The organism is Nocardia sp. NPDC050435 (genome assembly GCF_040655395.1).
GTDB lineage: Bacteria > Actinomycetota > Actinomycetes > Mycobacteriales > Mycobacteriaceae > Nocardia.
In genome coordinates this window covers 59147-74324 of record NZ_JBFAJW010000010.1, presented here as the reverse complement: position 1 = coordinate 74324, position 15178 = coordinate 59147, and the positions used below count along the sequence as shown (strand labels likewise).

The 15178-nt window shown below is 70.4% G+C and carries 15 protein-coding genes; 4 read left to right on the top strand and 11 right to left on the bottom strand.

Features of this window, described 5'->3' with window-relative positions; all coding sequences use genetic code 11:
- Positions 1-49 precede the first annotated feature (49 nt).
- Entirely contained in the window at positions 50-880 is an 831-nt protein-coding gene (locus AB0I43_RS28610; RefSeq protein ID WP_356980647.1) for a hypothetical protein, read from the top strand.
- 10 nt (positions 881-890) lie between these two features.
- On the opposite strand, the gene AB0I43_RS28605 is transcribed toward AB0I43_RS28610, so the two are convergent.
- The 11 genes from AB0I43_RS28605 to AB0I43_RS28555 form a co-directional block, all read right to left on the bottom strand.
- Positions 891-1757 carry a 3-methyladenine DNA glycosylase gene (locus AB0I43_RS28605; RefSeq protein ID WP_356980649.1) on the bottom strand — a complete coding sequence of 289 codons (867 nt, stop codon included), beginning with the start codon at positions 1755-1757 and terminating at the stop codon, positions 891-893.
- A complete protein-coding gene (locus AB0I43_RS28600; protein WP_356980651.1) occupies positions 1754-2818 on the bottom strand; it encodes a hemolysin family protein in 1065 nt (354 codons plus the stop codon). Before AB0I43_RS28600 ends, AB0I43_RS28605 begins: the two co-directional genes overlap by 4 nt.
- The gene (locus AB0I43_RS28595; protein ID WP_357432895.1) at positions 2811-4271 is read right to left on the bottom strand and encodes a hemolysin family protein; all 1461 of its coding nucleotides are present in this window, start codon (positions 4269-4271) and stop codon (positions 2811-2813) included. The genes AB0I43_RS28600 and AB0I43_RS28595 overlap by 8 nt, the downstream gene beginning before the upstream one ends.
- A gap of 260 nt (positions 4272-4531) precedes the next feature.
- A complete protein-coding gene (locus AB0I43_RS28590) occupies positions 4532-5968 on the bottom strand; it encodes a GuaB1 family IMP dehydrogenase-related protein (RefSeq protein ID WP_356980655.1) in 1437 nt (478 codons plus the stop codon).
- A gap of 68 nt (positions 5969-6036) precedes the next feature.
- Positions 6037-6930 carry a DMT family transporter gene (locus AB0I43_RS28585; RefSeq protein ID WP_356980656.1) on the bottom strand — a complete coding sequence of 298 codons (894 nt, stop codon included), beginning with the start codon at positions 6928-6930 and terminating at the stop codon, positions 6037-6039.
- A gap of 178 nt (positions 6931-7108) precedes the next feature.
- Positions 7109-8710 (bottom strand): DEAD/DEAH box helicase, encoded by a 1602-nt coding sequence (locus AB0I43_RS28580; RefSeq protein ID WP_356980657.1) that lies wholly within the window; start codon positions 8708-8710, stop codon positions 7109-7111.
- Between the two features lie 214 nt (positions 8711-8924).
- On the bottom strand, positions 8925-9893 hold the full coding sequence (locus AB0I43_RS28575) for a M56 family metallopeptidase (protein WP_356980659.1): 969 nt from the start codon (positions 9891-9893) through the stop codon (positions 8925-8927).
- 41 nt (positions 9894-9934) lie between these two features.
- Positions 9935-10312 (bottom strand): BlaI/MecI/CopY family transcriptional regulator, encoded by a 378-nt coding sequence (locus AB0I43_RS28570; RefSeq protein ID WP_356980661.1) that lies wholly within the window; start codon positions 10310-10312, stop codon positions 9935-9937.
- Positions 10313-10411: 99 nt separating this feature from the next.
- The gene (locus tag AB0I43_RS28565) at positions 10412-11239 is read right to left on the bottom strand and encodes an ABC transporter ATP-binding protein (protein WP_356980662.1); all 828 of its coding nucleotides are present in this window, start codon (positions 11237-11239) and stop codon (positions 10412-10414) included.
- A complete protein-coding gene (locus AB0I43_RS28560; protein ID WP_356980697.1) occupies positions 11236-12246 on the bottom strand; it encodes an iron chelate uptake ABC transporter family permease subunit in 1011 nt (336 codons plus the stop codon). The genes AB0I43_RS28565 and AB0I43_RS28560 overlap by 4 nt, the downstream gene beginning before the upstream one ends.
- 80 nt (positions 12247-12326) lie before the next feature.
- Positions 12327-13373, bottom strand: a complete 1047-nt coding sequence (locus AB0I43_RS28555) for an iron chelate uptake ABC transporter family permease subunit (RefSeq protein ID WP_356980663.1) — start codon at positions 13371-13373, stop codon at positions 12327-12329.
- A gap of 107 nt (positions 13374-13480) precedes the next feature.
- On the opposite strand from AB0I43_RS28555, the gene AB0I43_RS28550 reads away from it, so the two are divergent.
- The 3 genes from AB0I43_RS28550 (at position 13481) to AB0I43_RS28540 (ending at position 15178) form a co-directional block, all read left to right on the top strand.
- Positions 13481-14176 (top strand): hypothetical protein, encoded by a 696-nt coding sequence (locus tag AB0I43_RS28550; RefSeq protein ID WP_356980664.1) that lies wholly within the window; start codon positions 13481-13483, stop codon positions 14174-14176.
- 223 nt (positions 14177-14399) lie between these two features.
- Positions 14400-14792: a PaaI family thioesterase gene (locus tag AB0I43_RS28545; protein WP_356980699.1), complete on the top strand. Its 393-nt coding sequence runs from the start codon at positions 14400-14402 to the stop codon at positions 14790-14792.
- 83 nt (positions 14793-14875) lie between these two features.
- Complete coding sequence (locus tag AB0I43_RS28540; protein ID WP_356980665.1) at positions 14876-15178, top strand: urease subunit gamma; 303 nt, start codon at positions 14876-14878, stop codon at positions 15176-15178.

The following is a 15178-nucleotide window of genomic DNA, read 5'->3' as shown; positions in this document are numbered from 1 at the left end:
CCTAGTTATATGGTTACCTCGACATCAGGGTATCGAAGGGAAAGCGCCCATGTCTCGTCTGCCTCTGTTCCTGCTCACCATCGGGGTGGCCGCGGCCGCCGCCTGTGCCGCGCCGGAGCCGGATCCCGGACCGGCGAAAGCCTATGAGGGGCGGTGGAATTACGACCTGCCCGACACCGCCGCCATGACCAACATCGCCGCGATGAACATCGGCAACGGACTGCTGGGGCCGCAGATCGGTGACATCGTCTTCACCGCGGTCGGCCGCGATCGCGTCATCGGGCGCACCGACGTGGGCTGCACCTGGAAGTTCGCCGTCGACGGTGCCGCACTGAGGCTCGAATCGCCCGGGCAGACCTGCCACAATCCGACCGCGGGCTACGCCTACACGATGACCGAGTGGACCGTGCGCGTGGACGGCGACCACGAAACCGAATCCATCCGGGCCCGCAGCCATCACGGCGACCGCGACTACGACTTCGAGCTGGCGCAGGGCCATCGCACGCGCGCGCCCGAAGACGACCCCGCGGCGGTCGCGGCGTTCACCGGCACCTGGTCCTTCGGTGCGCCGAACCCGCGCACCGGCGCCAATACCCGGATCGCGGCGGGTGCGGTGACGCCGGAGACAGGAACCGTCGAGGTGCGGCCGGACTACGGCAATCGGATGACCGCGACCACCGGGGAGGGGTGCCAGTGGTCCCTGGTGGCGCGCGGCAACACCGCGAAACTCGATCCGCCGATCCAAACCTGCACGATCGGCGCTTCCGCTGTCACGCTGCGCTATTGGACCATCGCCGGCGACGGCCGCCGGCAGGTCTCGCAGATGTACGGCACCGATCGTGCGGGTGTGCCGTTCATCGTCAACGGCGAGTTGCAGTGAGCCCCGGGCGCTACCCGTCTGCGTATTCGAGCAGGGACCGGCAGGCCGCGAGCAGTTCGGCGCGCAATGTCGTGGCGCGCTCGGCGATCTCGGACTGCCGGCGCACATAGGTGGCGCGGCCGGCGGGGGTCTCGATGGGGATCGGAGTGTAGCCGTAGTCGGTGAGGTCGTAGGGACTGGCGCGCATGTCGAGTTCGCGTGCGGTACAGGCCAATTCGAAGCAGTCCAGGACCAGTGCCGAGGAGGTGAGCGGGGCGAGCTTGAAGCCCCACTTGTAGATGTCCATGTTGGCGTGCAGGCAGCCCGGCTGCTCCCGCAGCACCTGATCGTCGCGGGTCAGCGGGCGGATGTTGCGCCCGACGGCCTCGGGGGTGAAGAACCGGAAGGCGTCGTAGTGGCTGCAGCGCAACGACATCGACTCCACCACCGCGTCGGTGCCCGCGGGCCCCAGCCGCAGGGGCACCTGCTGATGGCGCACCTCCTCGGCGCGGTAGACCATGGCCCACTCGTGCAAGCCGAAGCAGGACAGCTGGGCCGGGCGAGACGCGGTGGCGCGCAACAGCTCCGCGACGAACGCGACGGTGTCGCGGCGCTTGGCGAGGAACGCCGGATCGGCGGTGTGGCCGCCCTCGACCGCGTGATAGCCCCGCGCGCCGTCGTATTCGCGCGCCCCCGCCAGCACCACGCCGAAACCCGGGTGCCAGCGCCGTAACTGCGCCGGCTTGTGCCCGTAGTAGGTGAACAGGAAATCGATCACCGGATGGGTCGAGCCCGCGGCCCGGCGCTCGAGATAGGGGCCGACGAGCCGGTCGAGCCGGGCGCGGTGTTCCGCGGCCCGCGCCCGCCACTCGGCCTCGGCCAGCACCGCGCCCGTCATTCGGCCAGGCGATGCGTCCCGTCGCGCACCGTACCGACGAATTCCTCGACCAGATCCTCCAGCGCCACGATGCCGATCGTATTGCCGTGGTTGTCCACCACCCGGCCCAGATGACTGCTGGTACGCCGCAACCGGGCCAGCGCCTCGTAGAGCGTGGTCGCCGCGCCCATCGTCGGCAGCGGCCGGATATCGGTGCGCGGGATCGGGGTGCCCGGCCCCGCGCTCTCGTCGGCGACCTTGTCCAGCACGTCCTTGACGTGCAGGTACCCGACCAGTGACCCGTCGTCGGCGCGCACCGGGTAACGCGAGAACCCGGTTTCGGCGACGGCGGTCTCGATATCGCCGAGTGTGGTCCCGTTGCCGCGCAACGGCACCGAGCGGGTGGTCGCCAGCGGCACCATCACATCGGCGATGGTGCGACCGGAGGTGCCCAGCGCCTGGGTCAGGCGACGGTGCTCCTCCTCGTCGAGCAGGCCCTCCGAGCGGGACTCGCCGATCATCTCGGCCAGCTCCACGCTGGACACCGTGGCCTCCAGCTCGTCCTTGGGCTCGATCCGCAGCATGCGCAGCGTGAGGTTGGCGGCGAAGTTGTAGATCGCGATCAGCGGACGCGCCAGCCGCAACCACGCCAGGTGCACCGGAACCAGCAGCAGCGCACTGCGTTCCGGGCCGGCCAGGGCGATGTTCTTCGGGATCATCTCGCCGAAGAGGATGTGCAGGATCACCACGATGGTCAGCGCGCCGGCGAAGGCCACCGGATGCAGCAGTCCCTCCGGCAGGCCGAGCAGATCGAACGGGCCCTCCAGCAGATGCGCCACCGCGGGCTCGCCCACCCGGCCGAGCAGGATCGAACAGATGGTGATGCCCAGCTGGGCGGCGGCCAGCATCATGGACAGGTTCTCACCCGCCCGGATCACGGTATTCGCGTTCCGCTTGCCCTGCGCGGCAAGCGCTTCCAGGCGGTCGCGGCGCGCCGAGATCAGCGCGAACTCGGCCGCCACGAAGAACGCGTTGGCCGCCAGCAGCACGACCGTGAGCACGATTCCGAACAGGTCACCCATGGTTGTACTCCGCCTGCGTCAGTTCGGCCTGCTTCGCCTGGTTGGCATCGTCGGGCCGATCGCGCGGCGGCTGGCGATCCGCCTCGCGTTCGCGCGCCTCCAGCACCTCGCCGGTCACCGGGATCAGCCGGACCCGGTCGATCCGGCGGCCGTCCATCCGCTCGACCCGGGCGATCCAGCCGCCCTCCTCGGTCTCGTACGGATGACGGTGATGCGCGGGCGAATTCGGCAGCACGACCTCGTCGCGGACCTCCGGGATCCGGCCCAGCCGGGTCAGCACCAGTCCGCCCAGAGTCTCGTATTCGCCCTCGGGCGCGTCGTATCCCGTCGCGCGGGAAACCTCGTCGATGCGCAGCAGGCCCGAGCAGTCCCACCCGTCGGCGACGCGGCGCACGTCGCGCTCCTCTTCGTCGTGCTCGTCGCGCACGTCGCCGAGGATCTCCTCGATCAGGTCCTCCATCGAGACGATGCCCGCGGTGCCGCCGTATTCGTCGACGACCAGCGCCACCTGCATGCCGTCGGCGCGGACGCGCTCGAGCACCTCGTCACCGTCCAGGCTGGCCGGCACCACCGGCACCGGGCTGGCCAGCTGCCGCAGCGGAATACTGTGGCGCGCGCTCACCGGATGGGTGAACGCCTGCTTGACGTGCACGACGCCGATGGTGTTGTCCAGATCGCCGTCGATCACCGGGAACCGGGAGTATCCGGTGCGGCTCGCGGCGGCGATCAGGTCGGCGATGGTGTCGTTCTGGTCCAGCGATTCGATCTTCACGCGCGGGGTCATGAGCTCCTCGGCGCTGCGCTCGCCGAACTGCAACGAGCGGTCCATGACCTGCGCGGTGCGCTGATCCAGGGCGCCGCGCAGCGCGGAGGTGCGCACCAGGGAACCCAGCTCCTGCGGGGAGCGGGCCGACCGCAGTTCCTCGGCCGGCTCGATGCCCATGCGGCGCACCACCCAGTTGGCGGTGTTGTTGAGGAAGTGGATCATCCACTTGAACACCCGGGAGAACGCGACCATCGGACCGGCGGTGAACCGGGCGGTGGCCAGCGGCTTGGCGATCGCGATGTTCTTGGGCACCAGTTCGCCGTAGATCATCGACAGCGAGGTGGCGATGATGAGCGCTAGGGCCAGCGAAATGCCCTGGGCGACACCGTCGCTGAGGCCCACCGCGTGCAACAGCGGATTCAGCAGCCGGGCCAGCACGGGCTCGGCGATGTAACCGGTGATCAGGGTAGTAATGGTGATGCCGAGCTGCGCGCCGGAGAGCTGGAACGACAGCGTGCGATGCGCTTGGCGCACCATGCGGGCGCGGCGGTCACCGTCGCGGGCATGGGATTCGACGGTGCTGCGTTCCAGCGCGGTGAGCGAGAATTCGGCGGCGACGAACAGCGCGGTGCCTGCGGTCAAGGCGATGAAGCCGACCAGGGAGAGCAGAGTCAGAGCGACGGCCACGATCAGCACCACCCGTCGCGGACAGGTTGGGAGGGGTCGTCGGACTCGGAAGGGACTGCGGGGTGGAGAGCGCCGGGTTTGTCACCCGGCTCGGTAGAGGAGCCCTCCTTGGTGGCGCCCTTGGACGCGGGTGACAACTGGTTCCTTTCGGCGGTGGAAATTCGGGAGAGCCGGATCACCGGCTGTGCCAACGATGGTACCGGCCCGCGCGAACCATCGCGCGGGCCGGTGACCGAGTCGTGCGGGTGTGTCGCCCGGGGTTACCAGCCGCTGGGCAGCGGGCGGCCCTCGGCGAAGCCGGCCGCGGACTGCACGCCCAGCACCGCCTTGTCGTGGAAAGCGGGCAGACTGCGGGCGCCGGCGTAGGTGCAGGCACTGCGCACACCGGAGGTGATGTGGTCGATGAGGTCCTCGACGCCGGGGCGCTCGGGATCCAGCCGCATCCGCGAGCTGGAGATGCCCTCCTCGAACAGCGCCTTGCGGGCCCGGTCGAAACCGCTGTCGGTGGCGGTGCGGGCGGCGACGGCGCGCTTGGAGGCCATGCCGAAGCTCTCCTTGTAGCGGTTGCCGTCGCGGTCGGTGCGCAGATCGCCCGGCGACTCGTAGGTGCCGGCGAACCAGGAACCGATCATCACGTTGGACGCGCCGGCCGCCAGGGCCAGGGCCACGTCGCGCGGGTGCCGCACGCCGCCGTCGGCCCAGATGTGCACGCCCAGTTCCTTACCCGCGGCGGCGCATTCGGCGACCGCGGAGAACTGCGGGCGGCCCACACCGGTCATCATGCGGGTGGTGCACATGGCGCCGGGGCCGACACCGACCTTGATGATGGTGGCGCCGGCGGCCGCGAGATCGCGCACGCCCTGCGCCGAGACCACGTTGCCGGCGGCCAGCGGCACGCCCAGACCCAGATCGGCGACGGTGCGCAGCGCCTCCAGCATCTTCTCCTGGTGACCGTGCGCGGTGTCCAGCACCAGCAGGTCGGCGCCGGCGTCGACCAGGGCCTTGGCCTTGGCCGCGACGTCGCCGTTGATGCCGACCGCGGCCGCGATGCGCAGCTGGCCGTTGGCGTCGACGTTGGGCTGGTAGATGCCGGCGCGGACGGTACCGGTGCGGGTCATCACGCCGGCCAGGCCGCCGTCGGAGTTGGTGAGCACCGCGAAGGTGGCGCGACCGGCCTCGAGCAGGTCGAAGATCTCGCGCGGCGAGGTGTCGGCCGGAGCGGAGACGAAGCTGGTGTTCATCACGTCGTGCAGGCGGGCGAAGCGGTCCACGTCGGTGCACGCGCCTTCGGTGACGACGCCGACCGGCTTGTCACCCTCGAGCACCACGACGGCGCCGTGCGCGCGCTTGTGCATCAGCGCCACGGCCTCGGACACCGAACGCTCGGGATCCAGGGTGACGGGGGTGTCGGCGGTGAGCGAGCGGCTCTTCACGAACGCGATGGTGTCGGCGGCGGCGCTGATCGGCAGATCCTGGGGGAGGACCACGATGCCGCCGCGGCGGGCGACCGTCTCGGCCATGCGGCGACCCGCGACCGCGGTCATATTCGCCACGACGATCGGGATGGTGGTTCCGGACCCATCGACGGTCGACAAATCTACGTCGAACCGGGACGCCACATCCGTCCGATTCGGGACGAGGAAGAGGTCGTCGTAGGTCAGGTCGTAGGGCGGCTGATGGCCGGGGAGAAACTGCACTTGACCAATAGTAACCGGCTCTGACTCGCCGCGTGCAAACACCCGGCATCGAGGAGTGCCGTCGCTGGTCACGGTGCTCGGGAGGGCAGGGGCGCGGGGTCCGATTCGGGGTCGGCCGCCGAGTCGGCGGCCTGATCCCGGGAGAGCTGGATGGTGGTGACGCACATGACGATCACCGCGAGCACCAGCACGGCCAGGCCGGCCCCGCCGGTGCGCAGGCGCTCGTGCAGCACGGTGAGCCCGAGGAAGGCGGCGACGAGCGGCTCGGTGATGGTGACCGCGGGCATGGACGCGGCCAGCGCACCCGCGTGGAAAGCGCGTTGCTGCAGGTAGAAGCCGACCAGGCCGGCGACGACCAGCGCCCAGGTCTGCCAGTTGAGAAGCAGGTGCGCGAGGCCCTCGGAGCTCTGGGCGGTGACGCAGGCGGTCAGCGCGGCGGCCAGGCCGTACAGCGAACCGCCCGCGGTGCCCAGCATCAGGGCGCGGCGAGTCGGATTGCCGCGCAGGCCGAGCGCGCCCGCGAGCGCGATCAGGCCCAGCAGCAGGGCGCACGGCCACAGCCAATCACCCAGCGGCGCATTGGCTTTGCCGTCGGAGGGATCGCCGACGATGAGGAACACGCCGAGTGCGGCCACCAGGGCCAGCGCGGTCGCCCAGGTACCCGCCGAGATGCGGCGGCCGTTGAGGCGTGCCGCCAGTGGCAGCGCGAAGACCAGCGCGCTCACCAGGATCGGCTGCACCAGCAGCACCGGTCCCAGCGCCAGCGCCGCGACCTGCATCACATAGCCGCCGGCGTCCCCGACCAGTCCGGCCCACCAGCGTGGGCTCCGGGCCAGCGCCGCGATCAACGACGCGCCCTCGGGTACCGCCGCGGCCACGCGCTGCTGTGCGACGGCGGCGACGGCGAACAACAGCGCGGCGATCAGCGCGCAGACGATGGATCCGACCAGGTGATGCGACACCCGGTCAGTCTCCCCGCTCGATGCGGCGATCTCCCGGATCGGCGCGTCCCCACTTGCCGGATCGGCAGGGTGAACTGCGCTTACGGCATCTCGGCCGGAGCCCCAGTTGCCGGTCCGGGACGGCGAAACGCGAGCCGCCGCGGATCAGGTGTGAAGCTGATCCGCGGCGGACGACTTTCTAGTTTGCTCCGCGATTGCTACGGCTGGGCGAGCCCTGCGGACGCCCGGCGCGTCGGCGGGTGTTTCCTGGCGTGTCCGTGCCGCCCGCGCGCGTCGCGCGACCAGTGGACGTCGCACCCGTGGAGCGGGTATGAGCCGCAGGGGATTTGGCGGCGGTGGCGGTGCGGCTCCCGCCGGGGCGGCCCGAACCTTCGGCGCGGGCAGGGGATTTGGGATTGCCGGTACCGCGGCTCGCGCCGCTGCGTCCGGACGGGCTCGCGGCCGCGCGACCGCCACCGGAACCACCGCGACCGGAACCCGCTGCGGGACGGCCGGATCCACCCGAACGCCGCGCGGGGGACTCCGCAGCGGCTTCGCCGCGGCGCGGCCGATTACGACCGGTGCCGCCACCCTTGGGCGCGTTGGCCGCGGGCGCGTTCGCCGGCGCGACGGGCACACCCGACGGTTGCCGGGCACCGGTGATCTCGATCAGCTTCCGGTCGCCGGGGCGCACGTTCACGCCCACCACGTCGACGCCCGCCTTGCGAGTCATCTTCTCGACATCGGCGCGCTCCTCGGTGGTGACGAGCGTGACGACCACACCGTCCTCGCCGGCGCGCGCGGTGCGGCCCGCGCGATGCAGGTACGCCTTGGACTCGGCGGGCGGATCCACGTGCACGACCAGCGAGATGCCATCGATGTGGATGCCGCGCGCGGCGACGTCGGTGACGACCAGCACCGGCGTGCTGCCGTCGGCGAACGCGGCCAGCGTGCGCTCACGGTTGTTCTGGGCCTTGCCGCCGTGCATGGCGCCCGCGTTGATCCCGGCGCCGCGCAACTGCTTGGCCAGCCGGTCCGCGCCGTGCTTGGTGCGCACGAACATGATGGTCAGACCCTCACGGGCGGCGATCTCGGTCGCCACGGCGCGCTTGTCGAACTTGTCGCGCACGAACAGCAGGTGATGCGACATGGTCGCGACCGAGGCCGACGGCGGCGCGGTGGAATGGGTGACGGGGGAGCGCAGGTACTTCTTCACCAGCTTGTCGACATCACCGTCGAGGGTGGCCGAGAACAGCAGGCGCTGGCCGTCTTTCGGGGTCCGGTCCAGCAGCTTGGTGACCTGCGGCAGGAAGCCCATGTCGGCCATGTGGTCGGCCTCGTCGAGCGCGGTGATCCGCACGTCGGACAGGTCGGCGGACTTCTGCTTGATCAGGTCTTCCAGGCGGCCGGGGGTGGCGATGAGCAGGTCGACGCCGCGCGCCAGCCGGTCGGCCTGGCGCTTGATGGGCGCGCCGCCGACGACGGAGGCGACGCGCAGGCCGAGCGAGAGCGCGGGCTCGTCGAGCGCGCGCTCGATCTGGGTGGCCAGCTCGCGGGTCGGGACCAGCACCAGGCCGCGCGGGCGGCCGGGGCGCGCGCCGGCGTTGTTCGCCAGCAGGGTCAGCATCGGCAGGCCGAAGGCCAGGGTCTTGCCGGAGCCCGTCGGGCCGCGACCCAGAACGTCCTTGCCGGCGAGCGCGTCGCGGCAGGTCGCGGCCTGGATCGGGAACGGGGCCTCGATGCCGTTGCGGCGCAAGGTCTGGACGAGGACGGCGGGTAGTCCCAGCTCCGCGAAGGTCACGGCCGGGGCCGTGGCGGCAGGAGTCGAGGGCGTCAAAAGAATGCCTTTCGTGTTCAGCGCAACTCGCACTGTTCGGAGTCGGTGAACACGTCTGGGGTTCACCGCACGGTGCGCCGTTTTCGGGGCACTCGTGGTCGATAAGAGATCGGGGGTCGTTCGGCGGGTACTCGGTCCAGCCGAACGTGGAAAGCCGATCGAACTGGTCGAGCCCGAGTCAGCTACGGAAGAGCCGACTGATCTCGACCAGCCAGGGTACCGCGACCGCGAGGGTCGGCACCACCAGGATCGCGGCCGAGCCCAGGTAGGCGGCCGAGGCGAGACGGAGATCACCGATCTGACCGCTCAAACGCTGGATCCGGATCAGCGTGGTGGGCCCGCCCGCGGCGAGCGCGCCCTGCGGTGCGGTCGATTTCGCGCAGGCCACCAGCGCGCGGGCCAGCGGCTTGGGGCCGGTGACCTTGACCGCGGAGTCGTCGGCGAGCAGTTCGATGAGCAGTTTCACCGAGCCGAGCGCGGCCTTGGACCGCACGACCCGCGGAAACGCCTCGTGCACCGCGGTGAACGCCTCGAGCACCAGGTCGTGGCGGGCGCGCAGGTGCGAGCGCTCGTGGCTGACGATCGCGGTGACCTCGGCGTCGTCGAGATTGGTCAGCGTGCCCTCGCTGAGCACCACGCGCTGCCGCAGGCCGGGCAGGCAGTAGGCGATCGGCTCGGTGGCGGCGAGCACCCGGATATCCGCGGCGCGCAGGTGCGAGCCGGTGCGTGCCGACTGCTCCCCGCGCAGCCCGCCCTGATCGAGCAGGTCGACCAGCATCCGGTGCCGGTTGCGCCGGCGCCGGGTGTGCACGCCCACCCGCACGATGGAGAAGATGAGCCGCGCGCCGACCAGCAGGGTGAGCGCGAACACCGTCACGTAGGCCAGCCACAGCGGCAGGCCGAGCGCGTCGATCTCGCGGGTGGGTGCGGTGGTGGGCCGGCCGTCGGGGCCGGGTACCAGCAGTTCGGAGGCGATGGCGAGCCCGGACCCGAAGGCCGAGAGCACGGCGGCGAGCGCGATGGCCTGCCACAACACCAACGCCGCGCGCGGAATCCGATAGACCCAGGTGGCGCGGCTGAGCAGAGCTGGAGCAGGCCCCGCGAGAAGCAATGCGAGTCCGGCGAATACCGGCGCGGTTGCGTTCATCGACTCAGCTCACTGCGTTGTGGGGCCTGGACGTGAGGAGTCTACTTCCCCTCGTTGTCCTCCAGCTTAGCGAGTGCTTCGCGCAACGCGTCGGCTTCGTCACGTCCGACCTGTTCGACGAAGTGCACGAGTGCCGCTGCGCGGCTGCCCTTTTCCTCCGCCTGCTGCAGCGCGTCGAACATCAGGCTCGCGACCAGCTCGTCGCGGGTGTGCACGGGGGCGTACCGGTGGGCCCGGTCGTCGCGGCGCTGAACCACCAGGTTCTTCTTCGCCAGACGCTGCAGCACGGTCATCACCGTGGTGTAGGCGAGCTCGCGACGTGCGGCCAATGCCTCGTGCACCTGCCGTACCGTTTGCGGTTCGTCGCTGGACCACAGCTGGTCCATGACCGCTTTCTCGAGTTCACCAAGTCCTGCCATCCCACAAGTTTACGGACTCAACGACGCAATTGCGTACTACACGATGTCGTAACCAGTCGATTGCTGTGTGGGATTCGTCACGGTCGGGCAGTGCCGGTATCACTGCGCGTCGGTGGACGCGAGCACATGCCGGGTGCCGATCGGCACGATCATGGGACGCCCCGACACCGGATCCTCGAGCACGGTCGCGCTGAGCCCGAACACTTCCCGCAACAATTCGGCACTGATGATATCGGCCGGCGCCCCCTGGGCGATGATCCGCCCCGAGCGCATGACGATCAGCTGATCGCTGTAGCGGATGGCCAGGTTCAGATCGTGCAGCACCATCACCACCGTGCGGCCCATGTCGTCGTGCAGCCGGTCCACCAGATCCAGCACCTCGAGCGAGTGCGCGAGATCGAGATAGGTGGTGGGCTCGTCCAGCAGCAGGATGTCGGTGCCCTGCGCCAGCGCCATCGAGATCCAGGCGCGCTGGCGCTGCCCGCCGGAGAGTTCGTCCAGCGGGCGATCGGCCAGATCGGCTATACCGGTTTGCTCCAGCGCGGTCAGCACCTCGGCCTCGTCGGTCGCCGACCACTGCCGCAGCCAGGACTGATGCGGGTGCCGCCCGCGCGCCACCAGATCGGCGACGGTCAAACCCTCCGGCGCGACCGGAGTCTGCGGCAGCATACCGACCACCCGTGCGACATCCTTGGTCTTCATCGACGAGATCGCCTTGCCGTCCAGCACGACCTGACCGTGCTGCGGCTTGAGCAGACGGCCGAGCGAGCGCAGCAGCGTCGACTTGCCGCAGCCGTTCGGTCCGATCACGGTGGTGACGACGCCGGCGGGGATCTCGAGATCGAGGCCGTCGACGATGACGCGGTCGCCGTATCCGAGGGTGACGTTCTCGGCGGCTAGTCGGTGCTCGGCCTTCGCGGTGGTCATGACAGGGTCGCCTTCCGATTCATACGCACGAGCAGATACAACAGGAACGGTCCGCCGAAGGCGGCCGTGACGATTCCGGCGGGCAGGTCGACGGGAAACAGCGTGCGCGAGGCCACATCCGCCCCCACCACGCTGAGCGCGCCGATCAGCGCGGAGCCGATCAGCGGTTCGCCGGGCGTGCGGAGCAGCCGGCGCGCGATCTGCGGCGCGGCCAGCGCCACGAAGGAGATCGGGCCGACCGCGGCCGTCGCCACCGAGGCCGCGACCACGGCCGCGCCGACCAGTAGCGCCTGCTGGGATTGGATTCGCACTCCGAGCACCCGGGTGGTGTCGGTACCCAGGCGCAGCGCGGCGAGCGTGCGCGCCGAGACCACGGCTACGACGATAACCGCGCCGAGCGCGAGCGCGGTCGGGAGCAGCTTGGATTGGTCGACGGCGTTGAGCGACCCGGTCAGCCACTGCTGGGCGCGCATCGCGTCGACCAGCGACGCGCGCGCCACCAGCCAGCTGAGCAACGCGGCCATCACCGCGTTGACGCCGATGCCGATCAGCACCAGCCGCAGGCCGGTCGCGCCGCTCTCCCCGGTCCGGCTGCGGCCCCAGGCGAGCAGATAGATCAGCGTCGCGGTGAGCAGGCCCGCGGCGAGCGCGGCCAGTGGGGCCCCGACCGAGGCCGCGAAACCCGTTGTCGCGCCGGTGCCGACGATCACCGCGACCGCGCCGACGCTGGCGCCGGTGGTGATGCCGAGCATGTCGGGGCTGGCCAGCGGGTTGTGCAGGATGGACTGGGTGAGCGCGCCGGCCAGGCCGAGCGCGGCGCCGACGAGCACCGCGGTGAGCGCGCGCGGCAGGCGCGATTCCAGGATGATGTAGCGCTGCGAGCGGGTGCCGCCGCCGGTGAGGACGTCGAGTACCCGGGCGAGCGGAATCTGGGAATCGCCCTGTGCGACATCCCAGCAGAACGCCAGGGCCAGCAGCGCCGTCAGGACCAGGACGGTCGCGAGCATCGCCGGACGCCACACCAGCGACACGGGTCCGACCCGCAGGGCGGGCCGGACCTTGTGCAGCACAGGTTCTTCCAGGGCGGTCACAGGCTCACCAGCTTCCGGCGGCGCACATAGGCGATGAAGAACGGCGCGCCGATGGCGGCGAGCATGACGCCGACCTGCAACTCGCCCGGCCGGTTCACCACCCGGCCCGCGATGTCGGCTAGCAGGAGCAACAGCGCGCCGAACAGACCGGAATAGGGGATCAGCCAGCGGTAGTCGGGTCCGGTGATGACCCGCGCGAGATGCGGGACGATCAGTCCGAGGAACACGATCGGCCCGACCGCGGCGGTGGCCGCGCCGCACAGCAGCACGATCGCGGCCAGGCCGAGCGCGCGGCTGCGGCCGATGTGCACGCCGAGCCCGCGGGCGACGTCGTCGCCGAGGGAGAGCAGGTTCAGGCCGGGGCCCGCGGCGAGCGCGAGCAGCAGGCCGACGGCGAGGAACGGCAGCACCTGCCAGAAGACCTCGGCGTCGCGGCCGGCCACGTCGCCGACCACCCAGAACCGGTAGGTGTCCAGTGCCGTGGCGTCCATCAGCACAACGGCGTTCGTCATCGCCTGCAGGAACGCGGCCACCGCCGCCCCGGCCAGCACCAGGCTCAGCGGACTGGCCTTGCCGCCGCCGACCGAGGACGCGCCGAAGACCACCAGGCCCGCGAGGAGCGCGCCCGCGAAGGCGAACCAGATGTAGTGCTCGGGCGCGGTGAGGCCGAACAGGAAGATGCTGAGCGCGGCGAGGAACGCCGCGCCGGAGTTCAAGCCGAGCAGGCCCGCGTCGCTGAGCGGGTTGCGGGTGTAGCCCTGGATCAGCGCGCCGGTGATGCCCAGGGCCAGGCCGCAGATCAGCGCGAGCGCGGTGCGGGGCAGGCGGAGTTCGCGCACGATCTCCTCCGCCGTCGATTCGGCCGGGCAGCGGAACGGTCCGCCGGCGCAGCCGAGCGCGTGGTCGAGCGCGCCGAAAACCGTTCCGGGCGCGAGCGCCCGGGTGCCGATGGCCATGCTGGCGAGCACCGCGAGCACGAGCAGGGCGGCGCCGAGGAGAAGTCCGATCAGGCGGCGTCGCCTGATCGTGCCGAGAGGTGTCACTGCGCCGAACTTCTCCTGACCAATTCAACATTCGAGCTTGCTAGGTCTGGTAAGGCTAACCTATGTTCGGTGGCGACTGACAACGGAGCCGACCCCGAGGAGGTTCGATGCTCGAGCCCATGACCATCCGCTCGCAGCAGCCATTCGACCGCGCCTGTACCCGACTGCGCGCGCTGCAGCCCGAGCATCCCCGGGTCTACGCGGTCGCCGACATGGCCGAACAGGGCAAGCGGCGCTGGTGGAAGCTGTCCAGCGGACTCGGTGAGGGCCGCATCGAACTGATGTACCGGCGGCACGCCGCGGAGATGATCAGCGCCGACACCGCGGCGGAAGTCGTTGCGACGGCGCTGATCCACGCGGTGGTCGGCCGGGTCGGCGCGCTGCTCGTCTCCGAGGGGCGGGCCTGGGACCCCGGGCTGGAGAACATCTGGATCCACAACGACAACGACGGCGGCATCGACTGGGCGGGCTTGACGGACATCACGATTCGCGTGCTCGACGGCGACCCGCTGGCGGGGGAGCCCGGCGTGGTGACGTTCCCGTGCGAGCAGGCCATGTACGTGTGGCTCGCGCATCGCTGTGCCTCCTCGCTGACGTCGATCCAGCACACGCTGGCGCGGTGTGCCGGGCTGGGTGCGCGCCGGTTCTGGGCGCTGGTGGGTGAATCCATTGTGGGGGCAAGCACTTACGTGCCCGAACTCGCCCGTACCAGCCCGGTCGAGGCGGCCCGGCACGGGCAGGGGCTGTTGCTCGCGCTGGAGGATCGCGGATTCCCGCTCCGCCGCACTTGCCTAGTTAGGTAAGCCTGACCTATACTCGATCACGGCGTTCGGATCGAGTTGGGGTCCCGAGGGCTGCGGTTGACCCCCCGTTCCTTGCCGCGGCGGGCTCCACCCACTGGGTGGAGTCCGCCGCTCTGTATTTGAAGGCACGGCGTGCGTGGTGTCTCGAAAGCCCGGGTTTAGGCTGAGCCGCATGACAGAACAGCCCGCCTCCACGCCCTCGATCACCGAACTCACCCCCGAGATGATGACGAAATACAGCGAGGGCACCTTCACCGATCTGATCGGGTTGCGCTTCACCGAGGTCGGCCCGGATCGCGTGTGCGGCGAATGGGTCGTCAAGCCGCACCTGTTCCAGCCGGCGGGCATCCAGAACGGCGGCGTGCTGTGCACCGTCATCGAATCACTGGCCAGCACCGGCGGACAGTTCTGGTACGGCGACCAGGGCCACGTGGTCGGGGTCAACAACAACACCGACTTCCTGCGCTCGGCCAGCGACGGCACCCTCAGCGCCGAGGCCACCCCGCTGCACCGCGGCCGCCTGCAGCAGCTGTGGCAGGTCGTGGTCACCGACGAGCAGGATCGCGTGATCGCGCGCGGCCAGGTGCGATTGCAGAACCTGCCGAAGCGGAGCTGACCCACCTGCGACGAAACATGCAGGTAACGCGCGTCGTGCCAGAATGACCGGCGAACTGTCCCGCGACCCGGTGAGGAGCCCGAATGCGTTTGTCGCCGCACGAGCAGGAACGCCTGCTGCTGAGTTACGCGGCCGAGCTCGCCCGGCGGCGGCAGGCTCGCGGGCTCAAGCTCAACCACCCCGAGGCGGTCGCGCTGATCACCGACCATGTGCTCGAGGGTGCGCGTGACGGACGCACCGTCGCCGAACTCATGTCCTCCGGGCGCGGCGTGCTCACCCGCGACGACGTGATGACCGGCGTGCCCGAGATGATCCACGACGTCCAGGTCGAGGCCACCTTCCCGGACGGCACCAAGCTCGTCACCGTCCACCACCCGATCGGATAG